The sequence below is a fragment of the Curtobacterium sp. L6-1 genome (genome assembly GCF_018885305.1).
GTDB lineage: Bacteria > Actinomycetota > Actinomycetes > Actinomycetales > Microbacteriaceae > Curtobacterium > Curtobacterium aetherium.
The window spans coordinates 2,761,177-2,775,639 of sequence record NZ_CP076544.1 but is presented as its reverse complement, the minus strand read 5'-3'; the positions used below and the strand labels follow the sequence as shown (position 1 = coordinate 2,775,639).

14 protein-coding genes are annotated in these 14,463 nt (G+C 71.7%); 6 read left to right on the top strand and 8 right to left on the bottom strand.

Features of this window, described 5'->3' with window-relative positions; translation table 11 throughout:
* Nucleotides 1-9 precede the first annotated feature (9 nt).
* A complete protein-coding gene (locus tag KM842_RS12835; RefSeq protein ID WP_216258935.1) occupies nucleotides 10-588 on the top strand; it encodes an RNA polymerase sigma factor in 579 nt (192 codons plus the stop codon).
* Nucleotides 585-1,373, top strand: coding sequence for a hypothetical protein (locus KM842_RS12830; RefSeq protein ID WP_216258934.1), 789 nt, complete (start codon nucleotides 585-587; stop codon nucleotides 1,371-1,373). The genes KM842_RS12835 and KM842_RS12830 overlap by 4 nt, the downstream gene beginning before the upstream one ends.
* Before the next feature lie 857 nt (nucleotides 1,374-2,230).
* Here the strand turns inward: KM842_RS12830 and KM842_RS12825 are convergent.
* The 7 genes from KM842_RS12825 to KM842_RS12795 all read right to left on the bottom strand — a co-directional run bounded on the left by KM842_RS12825 (nucleotide 2,231) and on the right by KM842_RS12795 (nucleotide 9,912).
* Nucleotides 2,231-3,094, bottom strand: a complete 864-nt coding sequence (locus KM842_RS12825) for an NAD-dependent epimerase/dehydratase family protein (protein WP_216258931.1) — start codon at nucleotides 3,092-3,094, stop codon at nucleotides 2,231-2,233.
* A 116-nt stretch (nucleotides 3,095-3,210) separates the two neighbouring features.
* Nucleotides 3,211-3,774: a hypothetical protein gene (locus KM842_RS12820; RefSeq protein ID WP_216258929.1), complete on the bottom strand. Its 564-nt coding sequence runs from the start codon at nucleotides 3,772-3,774 to the stop codon at nucleotides 3,211-3,213.
* Complete coding sequence (locus KM842_RS12815; protein ID WP_216258927.1) at nucleotides 3,771-4,802, bottom strand: D-alanine--D-alanine ligase family protein; 1,032 nt, start codon at nucleotides 4,800-4,802, stop codon at nucleotides 3,771-3,773. The genes KM842_RS12820 and KM842_RS12815 overlap by 4 nt, the downstream gene beginning before the upstream one ends.
* Entirely contained in the window at nucleotides 4,795-5,973 is a 1,179-nt protein-coding gene (gene alr, locus KM842_RS12810) for an alanine racemase (RefSeq protein WP_216258925.1), read from the bottom strand. The genes KM842_RS12815 and alr overlap by 8 nt, the downstream gene beginning before the upstream one ends.
* A gap of 268 nt (nucleotides 5,974-6,241) precedes the next feature.
* Entirely contained in the window at nucleotides 6,242-6,655 is a 414-nt protein-coding gene (locus tag KM842_RS12805; protein ID WP_216258923.1) for a YsnF/AvaK domain-containing protein, read from the bottom strand.
* A gap of 227 nt (nucleotides 6,656-6,882) precedes the next feature.
* Nucleotides 6,883-8,760 carry a pectate lyase-like domain-containing protein gene (locus KM842_RS12800; RefSeq protein ID WP_216258921.1) on the bottom strand — a complete coding sequence of 626 codons (1,878 nt, stop codon included), beginning with the start codon at nucleotides 8,758-8,760 and terminating at the stop codon, nucleotides 6,883-6,885.
* Nucleotides 8,761-9,036: 276 nt separating this feature from the next.
* Nucleotides 9,037-9,912: a DUF808 domain-containing protein gene (locus tag KM842_RS12795; RefSeq protein ID WP_216258919.1), complete on the bottom strand. Its 876-nt coding sequence runs from the start codon at nucleotides 9,910-9,912 to the stop codon at nucleotides 9,037-9,039.
* A gap of 196 nt (nucleotides 9,913-10,108) precedes the next feature.
* On the opposite strand from KM842_RS12795, the gene KM842_RS12790 reads away from it, so the two are divergent.
* The 4 genes from KM842_RS12790 to KM842_RS12775 are packed head-to-tail and all read left to right on the top strand — an operon-like array spanning nucleotide 10,109 to nucleotide 12,978.
* Entirely contained in the window at nucleotides 10,109-10,798 is a 690-nt protein-coding gene (locus tag KM842_RS12790) for a YceI family protein (RefSeq protein WP_216258916.1), read from the top strand.
* Nucleotides 10,798-11,346 carry a sigma-70 family RNA polymerase sigma factor gene (locus tag KM842_RS12785; RefSeq protein ID WP_216258915.1) on the top strand — a complete coding sequence of 183 codons (549 nt, stop codon included), beginning with the start codon at nucleotides 10,798-10,800 and terminating at the stop codon, nucleotides 11,344-11,346. Before KM842_RS12790 ends, KM842_RS12785 begins: the two co-directional genes overlap by 1 nt.
* Nucleotides 11,343-12,050 carry an anti-sigma factor family protein gene (locus KM842_RS12780; protein ID WP_216258913.1) on the top strand — a complete coding sequence of 236 codons (708 nt, stop codon included), beginning with the start codon at nucleotides 11,343-11,345 and terminating at the stop codon, nucleotides 12,048-12,050. Before KM842_RS12785 ends, KM842_RS12780 begins: the two co-directional genes overlap by 4 nt.
* 49 nt (nucleotides 12,051-12,099) lie before the next feature.
* A complete protein-coding gene (locus KM842_RS12775; RefSeq protein ID WP_216258911.1) occupies nucleotides 12,100-12,978 on the top strand; it encodes a serine hydrolase domain-containing protein in 879 nt (292 codons plus the stop codon).
* A 307-nt stretch (nucleotides 12,979-13,285) separates the two neighbouring features.
* On the opposite strand, the gene KM842_RS12770 is transcribed toward KM842_RS12775, so the two are convergent.
* Nucleotides 13,286-14,449 (bottom strand): PP2C family protein-serine/threonine phosphatase, encoded by a 1,164-nt coding sequence (locus KM842_RS12770; RefSeq protein ID WP_216258909.1) that lies wholly within the window; start codon nucleotides 14,447-14,449, stop codon nucleotides 13,286-13,288.
* Nucleotides 14,450-14,463: the final 14 nt, after the last annotated feature.

Genomic DNA, 14,463 nt, shown 5'->3' with positions numbered 1-14,463 from the left:
CTTCATAGTGTGACGAACGAACAGGATGATGGGCCGCTGTGGGCTGAGGCCCTCCACAACGACGGTGACGCCTTCGCCGTGCTCTTCGACTGTCACCGTGCGCGGGTCTACCGGCGTGCGGTGAGCCTGACCGACAGCGTCGACGACGCGGAAGACGTCACCGCCGCAGCGTTCTACGAGTTGTGGCGGAAGCGGAAGGCCGTCACCCTCGTCGCGGGCTCCATCGTGCCCTGGCTGCTATTGACGACCGTGAACTTCGCTCGAAATCACCGACGCGCAGCACTCCGATACCAGAAGCTCGTCAGTCGACTGCCGAGATCGAACGAAGCCGAACCAGCTATCGAGGCGACGCAAATAGAGGATCGCGACCGATTACGAGCATCGCTGCGGGGCCTCGCACCGACCGACGCCGCGCTCCTGGTCTTGACCGGCGTCGAGGACGTTCCGATCTGGCAGGCAGCACAAGCGCTCGGGCTGAAACCACCAGCAGCCCGCGTGCGACTCCATCGAATTCGCAAGCGCCTTCAGATCGAACTCCACGACATCCGCCCAAACGTCCGCACCACGACGGAAGGACACCTCTCATGAGCCAGGACATGCACCCAGCGGCAGCCGAAACCATCCGCGCAGAACTGGCGGCGATCGGGACGGGGAGGAGCCGTCTCCAGCAGCGACAGCGACGAGTGCGCGTGACCAGCTCATTGATCGCCGTGGCCGCGGTTGCCATCACTACAAGCGCAGCCGCTATCGTCGCGGCCGGACTACCGGGCTCGACCACCACGAGCGCATTCGGGAAGACGACGACGACGACGTATACCGGCCCCGCACTCATCGACATCGGCCGAGCTCCCGAGGGTGCTGATGCGGTGATCGTGGACATCACCTGCATGAACGACGTCGGGATGGTCACCGCGCCAACGGACGAAGGCGAGGCCGGGTTCCACTGCCGCGATAACCGCGGCCGCACGGCGCGTTTCCTGAACGGTCAGCTCCCAGCCGTAGGTACGACGACGATCAGCATCGGAGCCTCGCCAGGCACACAGTGGAAGGCGACGGTGCAGTATGCCAGCGCATCGACCTCGGACTGGGCCGTCAACGCAAACGGGCAGACGTACGGCGTCGAGAACGCATCAGGGCACCCCGACCTCGTGCCCGCGAGAGCCGACAACGGGCGCAAAGGTTGGGCGCTGTTCAGCCAGTGGTACGAAGCCGAGAAGCCTGAGACGGTGAACGTGTACGAATCAGACGGTACGACGGTGATCGGCCAAGCCGAAGTCGGCGTTGTCCTTCCCGAGGTCCCTCTCGACCGGCGGTACATAGACGATCTGGACTCTCTCGAAACGGCTACGCCGACGAGCCGACCCGCACCGTGACCACGGAGGGTCCGGAGCATCACTGGGGGGTGCTCCGGGCCGCACCGCAGAGTTGCATGATTGCAAGCCACCCGCCCATCGGACGGCTGGTCGTCGCGCCAGTGTTGGCTGGAACCACGAGGTGCCCGTTTGAGGCATCAAGATGAAATGCGAAAGTGCAGAATCAGTGACCTGGATGTATTCCGGTGCCGGGAGGGCGTCGGCTCCTCGGCGGAAGCCGCGACGGCGAGGGTCAGGACGTTCGAGGTCGCTGTCTGGGCGTGGTCGGACTCGCGGAAGTACGCGATCTTCACCAGGGTGCCGTTCTACGAAGCGTCGAGGAAGAGGTCCTGCCCGAAGGCTGCGCGATTCGGGAACCCAGTTGTAGGCGCCTCCGCCGACCTTCTTGATGTACCAGTGCGGGTGTCCGTGCTCCATATCCGGAGCAGCGCCGAGCACGCCGGTCAGGTGCGCGGTGTCGCCCGGCGCGTACTGCGTGAGCCTGCCGTTGCCGAGACCAGCGAGGGTCCGTCGAAGGAGTGAGAGAAGCGTCGCGGTAGCGGATCGGCCAATGAGGCACCGCTCAGCGGCGGCGACTCCTGATGATGGCGCTGACGACGATCACAGCAGCCAGTACGGCGACGATTGCCGACGGGATCGGTTCGGATCCCATGCCAGTGAACGCAGCAACCACGCTGTCCTCTCGTCGAGCGCGTAGGTGAACGCTCGACTCGGTAGTTTGCGAACGCCTTGATCCCGGCGGACAGTCTCGGTAGCTGATCCAGCATGGAGTCCGTCGGGGCGGAGCAGGACGACCCCATCCCGGTCGAGCGATCGCGTTGGGTCGGTCGTCCCGTCCCGTGCCGTCAGCCTCGGACTCACTCGTGCCGGTCGCCCTCCCCGGCGAGGACCGCGCGGTAACCCTCGCGGTGAGTCGGGTACCGGAAGGTGAACCCCGTCGACCGCAGCAGCGCGTTCGACAGCCGCTTGTCGCCACCCGCCTGCCGGTCCGACGCCGGGCCGGACTCCGGCGCCGGCACGTGCAGCTCGTCGGCGAGGAACCGGAGCACGTCGTCCAGGCGCACGGGTTCGTCGTCGGTCCCGAGGTAGGTCGGCGCCGGGGTCTCGAGCGTGGCGAGGTGCACGATCGCGGCCGCGGCGTCGTCCCGGTGGATGCGGTTCGTGTGCGGCGAGGTGCCGTCCGCCGGCGCCAGTCGGGCCGCGCCGGACCGCACCTGGTCGATGAGCCGCTCGCGCCCGGGCCCGTAGATCCCCGACAGTCGCAGGAGCACCGCACCGGGTGCGCGCTCGCGCAGCAGCGCCTCGGCCTCGACGAGCACCTTCGCCGTCGGGGTGCCACCGGTCGCCGGCGTCTCCTCGGTGACCTCGCTGCCGTCGGACACGTCGTAGACCGCGGTGGACGAGACGACGACGATCCGCGGAGTGGCACCCGAGCGGTCGACGCCGTCGAGCACGTTCCGGAGCCCGTCGACGTAGGTGGCGCGGTACTCGGCCGGGTCGCGGCTGCCGGCGGCGAGGGCGACCACGACGATCGCGGTGTCGGCGTCGATCTCGGGGACGTCGCGCCGGAGGTCGGTGCTCCGGCCCTCGATCGGCGCGGGCAGGAGTTCGGCGCGACGACGGAGGCCGACGACGCGGTACCCGAGGTCGGCGAAGCGGAGGGCGACCTCGGTGCCGAGGTCGCCGCAGCCGGCGATGACGACGGTCTGGTGGTGCAGCATGCCTCGACCCTTCCACGGACGCCGCGGAGAAGGCTGGTGATCCGTCGCGGGGAGACGGAGCCAGGACGCGGCTGCCGGGCACGATGACCCCCCCCGGCAGCCGCATCCTTGAGGAGTCAGCCCTGCTCGGCCGCGCGCTGGTCGGCGGCGATGACGTCGACCGCGTCGGTGGAGACCGTCGTGGTCCCCGTCGAGGTGTCGTACTCGATCGTGGCCGCGCCGTGCTCGTCGGCGTGGTCGCCGGACACCCACACCGCGCCCCAGACGCCGTCAGCGAGATCTGCCGTCGTGGTGACGCCGGAAGCGCTGACGACGCGGACGGCGGTGACGTCCTCGCCGGCTTGTCCGCTGAGCTGGGAGTAGTCCACGCCGGTCACGGGATCACCGAAGCCGGCGACGTACCCGAACGAGAGGACCTGGTCGGCGGCGAGCCCGCTCCGGAGGCCGGTGCTCCCGGTCGAGACGACGACGCCGTCTTTCTCGAACGCCTCCTGCACGGAGCCGCCGCTGATGGCCCACTCGCCTCGGTACCCCGAGGCCTCCTGGGAGACGAGCGGGTTCGCCACCGGGTCGAGCTGCTCGTCGACGGTGGCAGCTGAGGCAGCCGCAGTCGTCGTCGCGACCAGCCCTGCCGCGAGGGCGAGGGCGGCGAGGGTGACGGTGGCACGAGTCGTGTTCATGATGATCTCCATCGGTCGGTGCGTCGCCCGGTGGGCGACGCTGGGTCAGGCGTGTGGGACAGCTCGGGTGCCCGGGCGACGGTCGCCGCGATGAGTTCGCCGACGAGTTCCACGTAGGGAAGACCGACGGCCGCGAACATCCGGGGGACCTGCGACTGCTCGGTGAACCCGGGCGCCGTGTTCACCTCGTTGAGCACGACCCCGTCGTCGGTGACGAAGAAGTCGAAGCGGGCCACGCCGGCACAGCCGAGCGCGGCGTAGAGCGTCGTGGCGGCGCGTTCCACCTCGGTGTGCTCGGCCGGGGTGGTGCGGGCCGGGATCGTGAACGCGGCCGTGCCGTCGTACTTCTGCGTCCGGTCGAACACGTCGCCGGGCCGGACGCCGATCTCGAGGGTCGCACCGGTGCGGAGCGCGCCGGTGGCATCGCGGAAGACGGCGATGTCGATCTCGCGACCCGTGACGAAGCGCTCGACCAGGACATCCGTGCCGGCGTCGCGTGCCGTCACCAGCGCGGCCGCGAAGTCGGCGGCGTCGCGGACGACCGAGACGCCGTTGCTGGACCCTCCGGTGCTCGGCTTGACGACGACGGGCACGGCGAGGGGGAGTGCGGGGGAGTCCTCCGGCCGGACGAGGACGCCCGGCGCGGTGTGGATGCCGAGCGCCTCGGCGAGTGTCTTCGTGACCCACTTGTCCATGCCGAGTGCTCCGGCACGGACGGGCGAACCGACCACCGGCACGCCGATCATCCGCGCGAACCCGGCGATCGTGCCGTCCTCGCCGTCGACGCCGTGCACCACCGGGAACACGGCGTCGCACGTCGTGAGGACCTCGACCGCCTCGGACGGTGTCATCATCCCACCGCCGGTGTGCGTCCATCGACCGTCACGCGTGACGGTAAGGCTGACGACCTCGTGGCCGAGTCCGATGACGGCCCGGGCGGTGGCCGCTGCGGATGCGAGCGACACCTCGTGCTCGTCGTTGGCTCCGCCGCCGATCACGGCGATGCGGAGCGGTGTCCGGTCACGCACGGGCGTGGTCCTTCCGGGAGGACGCGTTCCGAGCGTCGGTCGAGTCCGGCACGGACCGGTGCACGCGGGCGACACGGGAGCCGATGCCGGTGACGATCTCGTGCTCGATCGTGCCTGCCCAGCGTGCCCAGTCGGCGACCGTCGGTTCCCCCGCGGTCCCACGGCCGAACACCGTGACGGTCTCGCCGTGGTGCAGGCGGTCGTCACCGGTGTCGACGACGACCATGTCCATCGAGAACCGGCCGACGACGGGCCTGCGGCGCCCCCGGACGTGGACTTCAGCGCGCTCCGAGGCCGCACGGGGGAGTCCGTCCGCGTACCCGAGGGGGAGCAGTGCGAGGTTCGTGGTGCGGTCGACGACGTGGTCGTGGCCGTACCCGATCCCCGCTCCGGCGAGGACCGTCCGGGACGAGACCACCGGAGCGGTGAGCGACAGGGTCGGCATGAGTGCGTCCGAGGTCGACGACGGGTCGATCCCGAAGAGCCCGGCTCCGATGCGGTGCAGTCCGTGGCCCGAGCCGACGCCGGTGATCGTCGCCGCCGTGGCCGCGAGGTGGGTGACGAACCCGGACAGGCCGCGGCGCCGTGCGGTCCGGACCGCGTTGGCGAACAGCAGGCCCTCGCGGACGTTCTGCGGGTCGTCGGGTCGGTCTGCGCACGACATGTGTCCCATGACGCCGACCACGCGGACCGTCCCGAGGCGCTCGAGGAGTGCGGCGGCGGTACAGAGGGCCGACCAGGTGTCCTGCGGCGCACCGTCGCGGGACATGCCGAGGTCGACGTGGAGGTGCACACGGGCACGGCGCCCGGTCTGGGCGGCTGCACGGCTCACCGCGTTGAGGAGTTCGATGCTGGACACGGCCAGGTCGACGTCGGCCGACAGCGCGGAGGCGAAGTCGGCGTCGACCGGGTTGAGCCAGCTGAGGACCGGGACGTCGACGCCGTCGGCGCGCACCCGCAGGGCCTCGGCGACCGACGTCACGCCGATCGAGGTGGCTCCGGCGGCGAGCACGGAGTGGGCGACGGAGCCGTGCCCGAACGCGTCGGCCTTGAGGACGGCCATGAGCCGCCCGGCGGTGCGGTCCGCGAACCACGCGGTGTTGGCTCGGACGGCGTCGTCGTGGACGATCAGTTCGGCGGTGGTGCTCGTCGCCGGCGCTGTGTTGGGCATGTGGCCGAGCCTGGCGGAGTCGACCGCTCCTCAGCATCGCTCTCCTGGATGATGGCTCCCATCCGCTGGGAGGACCCGTCCGCCCCGAGGAACGCGACGTCAGCAGACCCCTCCGCCCGCGCTGTGCTCGAGCACGTTCGCCGTGGTGCGCCCGGCGGTGGATGCGAGGCGACCCCCTCTGCAAGCGCGCGATCCCGCCGGGGACGAGACGAGCCTCCAGTCCGTCACGATGACGGGCTGGAGGCTCGGTGCGAGCGGGTGGGCCGGTTCAGGCCCCCGACCCGGCCACGTTGCCGATGTCCACCACTTCGTGGCGGACGGTCTCGTCGACGACCTCGTCGCGCGTGACGGTGTGCGTGGTGAAGGTGACGCGTTGCACCGGTACGACGGTCTTCGAGACGACGAGCTGTTCCTCGTGGAGGACGACCACGACCGGGTCGCGGCCGGTGTCACCGACGCTCCCGGACAGACGCGTGTCACCGGTGACCGGTTCGCGGGTCACACGGATCTCCTCGCGGCTGACGTCGACCGTGACCGTCCGTTGCTCGGTGACGACGTACCGTTCGATCCGGACCCGCTCGGTGGCGTGCCGTTCGGTGGTGACGGCGAGGCGCTCCTCACTGCGGACCACCTCGACGTGGTCGTCAGCGTCGGGTGCGTGCTGCGGGGGTCGAGGGGTCATGGTCTGCTCCGATGGGCCGTGGGGTGCTCCGGTGTGGGAGCGGGAGGGCGGGAACGCCTGTCGGCCCCGCTCGTCATGATCGGGGCCGGCAGGTGTGAGCGGGTTCAGTTCGCGCGACGTGCCGCGGTCCGGAGCCGCGGTCCGTGGCGGCGGTGGGGCGGGCCTCCCGTCCGTCGTCGTGACGGACGGGAGGCCCGCCCCCAGCTGGGTACGTCGGCGCGCGCCCGCTACTGCACCACCTCGTCCGCGTACCGCGTCACGGTCTGCGGCTGCCCGGACACCGCACCGGTCGCCGCGGAGCCCCGTCCGTTGATGACGTGGTCGATCGTCCCCGCGTCGGCGTTGAGCGCGACGGTGGTGAGGTCGTGCATCACCACGCCGGGTCGGTCCGGTACCTCGAACGCCTGCGTCGCGTGCAGCGACGGGTCCACGTTCGTGAAGATGTAGCTGCCGAGGCCCCACGCTTCGTGCGTCCTCACCTTGTCGGACACCTTGTACGCCGCCCAGCCGTCGGTCTCCTGGTGTCGCCACGAGGCCTGGTCCGGAGCGTCGTAGGGCAGCTCGTTCTGGAAGAAGACGGTCCGTCCGCGCTCGCCGTTCCAGACCACGTTGTACTTCTGGTAGTGCTCGACGAACAGGCCGGTGGCGGTGACGTCGTCGCCGTTCACGACCACGCCGGTGTCCGCCGTGTTCACGGTCCAGCCGACGGAGCCGGCGACCCCGTGGTCGGCGCGCCAGGCCCAGATGTCGTCGAGGATCGTGTGGCTGCTGTTGACCTCAAGGCTCGTCCTGGCCTTGCCCACGTGCGGACCGCCGATCCGGAAGAACACGTCCTGCAGGGCGGTCGGGTCGGCGGCGCTGCCGGCGGTGGCCGGTTTCCGGTCGACCTTGTGGTGCCCGCTGCCGATCTTGAGCAGCGTCGGTGAGGTGACGGTGCCGGCGTCGAAGGTCAGGCCGGCGATGTCGACGCCCCGGACGTCGCCGACGGTCATCGGCACGGCGCCCTGCTGCGCGGTGAGCGTCGCCAGGCCCAGGCCGAGCACGACGGTGCCGGCACGCTTGACGGTGATGCTCTTCGCGACGTCGTACACGCCCGGCGTGACGAGCAGGTGCTTGCCCTTCGCCAGGGCGGCGTTGATCGTCGCGACCGAGTCGGACGGGTGCGCGACGAAGAAGTCGCTGAGGGGGAGCGACCGGCCGGGTGTGTGGCCGTTCGCCCAGCTGGTACCGACCGAGTCCGTCGCGGCGCTCGGGACGAAGACCCGGTAGGCGCCGCGGTCGTCGACGTACAGGTACGGCTTCTCGCGGGACACCGGGGTCGTCTCGAGCGTCGTGTACGGCTGGACCGGGAAGGACTGCGCGGGGGCGTTCAGGTCGCCGGAGAACACCTGGTTCCAGACGCCGTTCGACCAGCCGGCGCCGAGGTCGGTGTTGCGGACGTAGAACTGCTGCTGCGATCCGTTCAGCGCCCCGCCGTCGAGCTGCGAGTCCGCGACGAAGCCACCGCTGGCGTAGTTCGGGCTCTCGCAGTAGGGCATGAACGACGTGTAGTCCCGCACGTGCACGCGCCGCATCGGGGCAGCCTGCGAGACCGCCCACATCTCGTTGCCGGTGTGGCAGGCATCCGCGGTCGGGACGACCTTGATGGTCAGGTTCGACACCGACCGCCAGAAGGTGTCGAGGGACCCGCTGCCGTTGCGGCCCGTCGCGGTCACCCCGCCGTTGATCGTCACCCCGCTCGGGTCCTGCCCGAGGCCGTCGACCTCGGTGTAGTAGCCGACGCGGATGTCGAGCGGGTCCGTCGCCGAGCCGTAGGTGCCGGGCATGAACAGCAGTGCGTACCGCTGCGTGCCCATCTCGTTGTCGACCTGCTGCTCGTAGACCGCGTCGACCTTCGCCTGGATGTCGGCCTGCGCCATGTCCGGCGAGAAGACCAGGACGTTCTGGCCGAGGTCGGTGCTCGGTGCCGGGGCGGGCGGTGCCGCGACGGCGGTCTGCGTCGTGGCGAGGACGCCGAGCGCCATCGCACCGACGGCGACCGAGGCGCCGATGGCACGCCTGCCGGCTCGGGCCCGTCCGAGGGGCGTGGGGGTGAGGGGGGTCACCGGGACCTGCTTCCTTGCAGATGTGCGGTCGTCACCGGGCCGGGTGACGTCGCTGTCACCGGGGCGGACGACGACGGCCGCGCTGGATTCGGGGTGGCGGCAGCGTAACGCCGCCCGACCCCCGTGCGGGGGACGGATCCGGCCGGCTTCGTTGCGCGGATGATCCCGCGCGACCGGCGCGACCGGCGCGACCCGCACGTCCCGCGCGACCCGCGTGACCCGCGTGACCCGCACGACCCTGGCGATGCGGCGACGACGCCCCGCAGCACCCCGGGGTCAGTGCGCGCGCCCCCGCAGCCGCCCGATGCCGAGCACGATCCCCACGACGACCATCCCGAGCACGAGCCCCGCGACCGCCGAGATCGCCGTGTCCACGATCCACGTCACGACCGGCCCGGCACCCTCGACCGCGTGCTCGACGTGGTGCAGCAGCTCGTACGGCCCCGCCCAGAACGTCTCCGCCGTGTTCGCGATGACCAGGTGGCCACCGACCCACAGCATGGCGACGGTGCCGACGATGCTGATGAACCGGAAGACGGCCGGCATCGCCCGCACGATCCGGGCGCCGGCGCGACGGGTGCCCCGCGACGGGTTCTTCATCATCTGCAGGCCGATGTCGTCGACCTTCACCAGCAGCGCGACCGCTCCGTAGACGAGCAGGGTCATGCCGAGGCCGATGACCGCGAGCGCGCCGAGCGTCGGCCAGAAGCCCAGGTCGGGGTCCAGGCTCGCCAGGCCGATGAGCATGATCTCGGTGCTCAGGATGAGGTCGGTGCGGATCGCGCCGAAGACGAGCTTCGGTTCGGTCGCGGTCTCCTCGGCCCCGGCCTCGTGGTGGACGCCGAACCACTCGGTGACCTTCTCGGCGCCCTCGAAGCAGAGGTACGTGCCGCCGACCACGAGCAGCCACGGCAGCACCCAGGGCGCGAACGCCGACAGCAGGAGCGCCAGCGGGATGATGATGACGAACTTGTTGAACAGGCTGCCGAGGGCGATCCGGCCGACGACCGGCAGCTCCCGGGCCGGCGCGAGGCCCTGCACGTACTGCGGGGTGACGGCGGCGTCGTCGATCACGACGCCCGCGGTCTTCGCACTGGCCTTGAGGGCCGCACTGAGGATGTCGTCCACGACGGCGAGCAGTCCGACTGACATGTGGTGGTCTCCTCGTCGCTCCGCAGGCTCGGGTGCCTGCTCCACAGGCGGTGTCGCCTGCTCCCCGGGCGGTGCCGCCCGCCGGACACTGTCCGATCGCTCAGACTACTGGCGCTTCCCCGCGAGCTCGACGAACCGGACACGCCGGAGTCCTGCGGCCGGTGAACCATCGGCGCCGCAGCCTCGTGTCCTGGGTATGGGACTCCGAACTCGCACCAAGGTCATCGCCGGCATCGCGGCGGGCATCGTCGTCGTGGCAGGGGTCGGCGTCGTCGTCGGCCCACGGCTCTACGCGGACGCCGTGAACGGCTCCGCCGCAGCCGCACCCTCGCTCTCCCCGAGCGCCGCCGGCACGCTCGACGCCGCCTCCGCCGACGGCACGTGGCGGTCCGGCAGCGGGTCGTACGCGGGCTACCGCGTGCACGAGGTCCTGCAGGGGCAGGATGTCACCGTGGTCGGGCGCACGAAGCAGGTCGAGGGGACGGCGACCGTCGACGACGGCCGCCTCTCCGACGCGACCGTCACCGTCCAGGTGGGCTCGATCAGCACCCCCGAGTCGGCGCGCGACGCCTACTTCCGTGACACCGCCCTCCAGACCGACCGCTACCCGACGGCGACGTTCCGGGTGACGAAGCCGGTGGACGTGTCGGACGCGCTCGACGGGTCGACGCAGGACGTCACCCTGACCGGCGACCTGACGATGCACGGCGTGACGAAGCCGGTGCAGGCGGACGCGCAGGTCGCGGTCGGCGAGGGCGGCACCGTGCAGGTCGCCGGATCGGTCCCGGTCACGTTCCGGGACTACGGCGTGGAGGCCCCCTCGCTCGGCTTCGTGACGGTGGACGGGAAGGGCTCGGTCGAGTTCTCCCTCGCCCTGCAGCAGTGATGCCGGCCGCACCGGGACCGGACGAGGTGCGGAGCGCGTCGACGCTGCGCACCTCCGACGAACTGCTGGGCGCGCTGTACCGCGACCACGGGGACGCGTTGCTCCGGTACGTGCGGCACCTCACCCGCGACGCCGGCCACGACGAGGACGTCGTCCAGGAGACGATGGTGCGCGCCTGGCAGCGGCCCGCGGTCCTGGAACGCGAGCCGGACGCCGCCCGCGCCTGGTTGTTCACGGTCGCCCGCAACCTGGTGGTCGACGACGCCCGGTCGGCACGCAACCGCCGTGAGCACGGCACCGACGAACCCGTCGACCGGGTCGAGGCGGACCGGACCGACGCCGTCCTCGACCGCATCGTCGTCGCGGACGCGTTGGCGTCCCTGTCGGCGGAACACCGCCGGGTGGTCGTCGACGCATACTGGCTCGGGCACACCGTGCCGGAGATCGCCCGGCGACACGACATCCCCGAGGGCACCGCGAAGTCGCGGCTGCACTACGGGCTGCGAGACCTGCGGCTCGCCCTGCAGGAGAGAGGCGTCACCCGATGAGCGAGGACCGGTACGCCGAGTGGGACGCCGCGTACGTCCTCGGCTCGTTGCCGCCCGCGGAACGCCTGGAGTACGAGCGACACCTCGAGACCTGCGACGCCTGTCGCTCGGCCGTCGCCGAGCTGGCCGGCCTGCCGGGGCTGCTGGGGCGCCTCCCGGCCGACGCCGCCGTCGAGATCGCGGAACCGGACGGGAGGCCCGTCACCGGCGCCGACAGCACGCTCGCCTCGGTCGCGCACCGCGTCCGGCGTCGGCGGCGTCGCCGCCGCGTGGTCGTCGGCGTCACCGCCGGGGCGGCGGTCGTCCTGGCCGTCTTCGCCGGCCTCGGGGTCGGCCTGCGCGCCGACGGTCCGCAGACCGGGAGCACCGAGGCGGCACGCTCGGCGCCCGCGTCGGACCGGATCGCGCTCACCGGACGGTCCGGCTTCGACGTCGACCTGGCGGTCAGCACCGAGTCGTGGGGGACCCGCTTCGACTGGGGCTGCTCGTACGGCGGCCGGGACTGGTCCGCGGACGGGTCGGTCATGTACGACCTGGTGGTCGTGCGCACCGACGGGACCGACGAGCGGGTCGCGTCGTGGACGGCGGCCGGCCGGGAGGCGCGGGGCCTGTCCGCCACGACGGACGTGCCGCGCACGGACATCGCCAGCGTCGAGGTGCGGCTGCGCGGGGAGACGGGGACGCTCGCACGCGGCGACCTCTGACCGTCGCGGACCGGTGCGGGCACGGTGCTCCGCACGGGAGGATGGCGGGATGACACCCGCGCAGACCGTCCGCGACGCCGTCGTGACCGAGGTCGACCGGAGCGGCTTCCGCGCGCACGGGCTGCACGTCCTGGTGGGCGACGACGTCGCGGAGCACCGCTGGACCCCCGACGTCCGCGAGGACGTGCACTCGATCGCGAAGGGCGTCTGCGTCCTCGCGGTCGGGATCGCCGTCGCCGACGGTGTGGTCGACGTGGACGAGCCCCTGTCCACGGTCCTGCCGGGGGCGCGGTTCGGCGCGGGCACGGACGCGGTGACAGTCCGGCAGCTGCTCACCATGACGAGCGGCGTCGACCTGCCCTGGTCGCCGACGTCGCTCACCGACTGGCCCGACCTGGCGCTGGAGTTCCTCGGACGGCCGAGTCGAGGACGGGTGTTCCAGTACGCGGACGCGAGCACCTACACGGCGATGCGGGTCCTGGCGACGCGGGTCGGTGACGTCGGCCGCTTCGTGCAGGACCGACTGTTCACCCCGCTCGGCATCGAGGACGTCGTGTGGGAGCGCTGCCCGCACGGGTACGTCGCGGCCGGGGGCGGGCTGTCCCTGCGGACGGCCGAGGTCGCACGGCTCGGACGGTTCGTCCGCGACCGGGGCTCGGTCGACGGTCGGCAGCTCCTGGCCCCGGAGTGGGTGGACGCCATGCACTCGGACTGGGGCGTGGCGGGGACGAACCCCGGCTATGAGCGGTACGCGCTCGCCGGGTGGGACGGTCCGGGGCGGCTGTGGCGGTTGCACGGGGCGTACGGGCAGCTGCTGCTCCTCGATGCGGCGGCGGACGCCGTCGTGGCGATCACGGCGGACGACCACGCGGGGGCGGACGCGACGGCGGCGTCCGTGGCGCGGGTGCTCGGGGAGCTCGGCGGCTGATCCCGGCGGTCCGCTGACGGGAACGGGCGTCGGGCCACCCCTCCTGGGGACGGATGTCGGTGGTCTCGTGCAGGCTGGGGAGCAGTTCGCTGTACCTGTTCGGGTCAGGCACACGAGCGCTGGTGCTGGTACCCGTCCGCGGGTACCAGCACTCCCCGTTCCGGGCCCCGTCCGCGGCGTCGCGACCGCACCGTGACCGCCCTGCGTGCTGGTCGCCCGGCTGCTCCGGGCGATCGGCTGCTCCGGTCGATCGGCTGCTCCGGTCGATCGACCGCGTCGGTCGCCCGGCCGCGTCGGTCGCCCGGTGTCAGTCCGCGTCGCGTGCGAGCACGGCGACCGTGACGTCGTCCTCCGCGTGCTCCGCCGCCCGCAGCCGGACGGTCTCGAGGAACGCCTCGGTGCTCGGCGCCCGACGCAGGGTCTGTCCGATGTCGGTCAACGTGTCGATCGTCCCGTCGCCGAGGTCGAGCGCGCCGTCGCTCGCCACGATCAGGGTGTCCCCGGGCTCGAGGACGAGCGACCCACTCCGGAACGGCACGCCCTCCGGGTGCAGCCCGAGCGGCAGGTCGCGCGACCGCCGGATCACGGAAGTGCCGTCGGCGTGCAGGTGCAGGACGAGGCCGTGCCCGGCGTCCACGAAGTCGACCCGACCGGTGCTCGGCGTGAGCCGGGAGTGGAACACGGTGGCGAAGGCGGAGGCGCGGCCGAGGTCCTCGCTCGTGCGGGGCTCGACGGCGGCCACCGCGTCGACCGGATCCAGGTCCCCGTGCTGGCGGAGTGCGGCGCGGAGCCCGGCGGCCAGGAGCGCAGCCGGCTGCTCCTTGCCCATGATGTCCGCGAGCGTGAACGTCACGGCGTCGTCCGCCACGGTCCAGTCGTGCACGTCACCGCTGACGTCGCCGTAGGGCACGCTGATGCCGGCGAGTCGGTAGCCCGGCACGTGGACCGGCTGCGGGGCGAGGGCCTCGACGACCTCGAGCAACCGGTCGTGGTGCAGCCCCTTCGCGAGGGCCTGCTCCGTCCAGCGCCCGAGGTCGATGAGCGCGGCCTCGTCCTGCGGGCTGAACTCCCGCGGCTCGACGTCCATCAGGCACAGGCTGCCGATCGCCAGGTCGCCCGGCATGGTCAGCGGGACGCCGGCGTAGAAGCGGATGCCGCGGCTCGCGACACCGGGCAGGTCGGCCGTGCGGGGATCGGCCGCGGTGTCCGGGATGACCGTCGGCCCGGGGCGCTGCGCGGTGAGTTGGCAGAACGACCACTCGAGCGGACCGGCCACCGCCTCGCCGGGGACGTTCGGCGTCAACGTGTGCAGCAGGGTGTCGTCGAGCAGGTTGACGTACGAGAACCGCACGTCGAACAGGTCCCGCGCGATGCGGACGATCCGTTCGAAGCGCTCGGCCGGGGGAGCGTCGACGATGTCGAGCGCAGCGACCAGGGCCGCACGTGCTGACCGTGAGTCGTCGGTGTCCATCTGCCTCCCCCGTG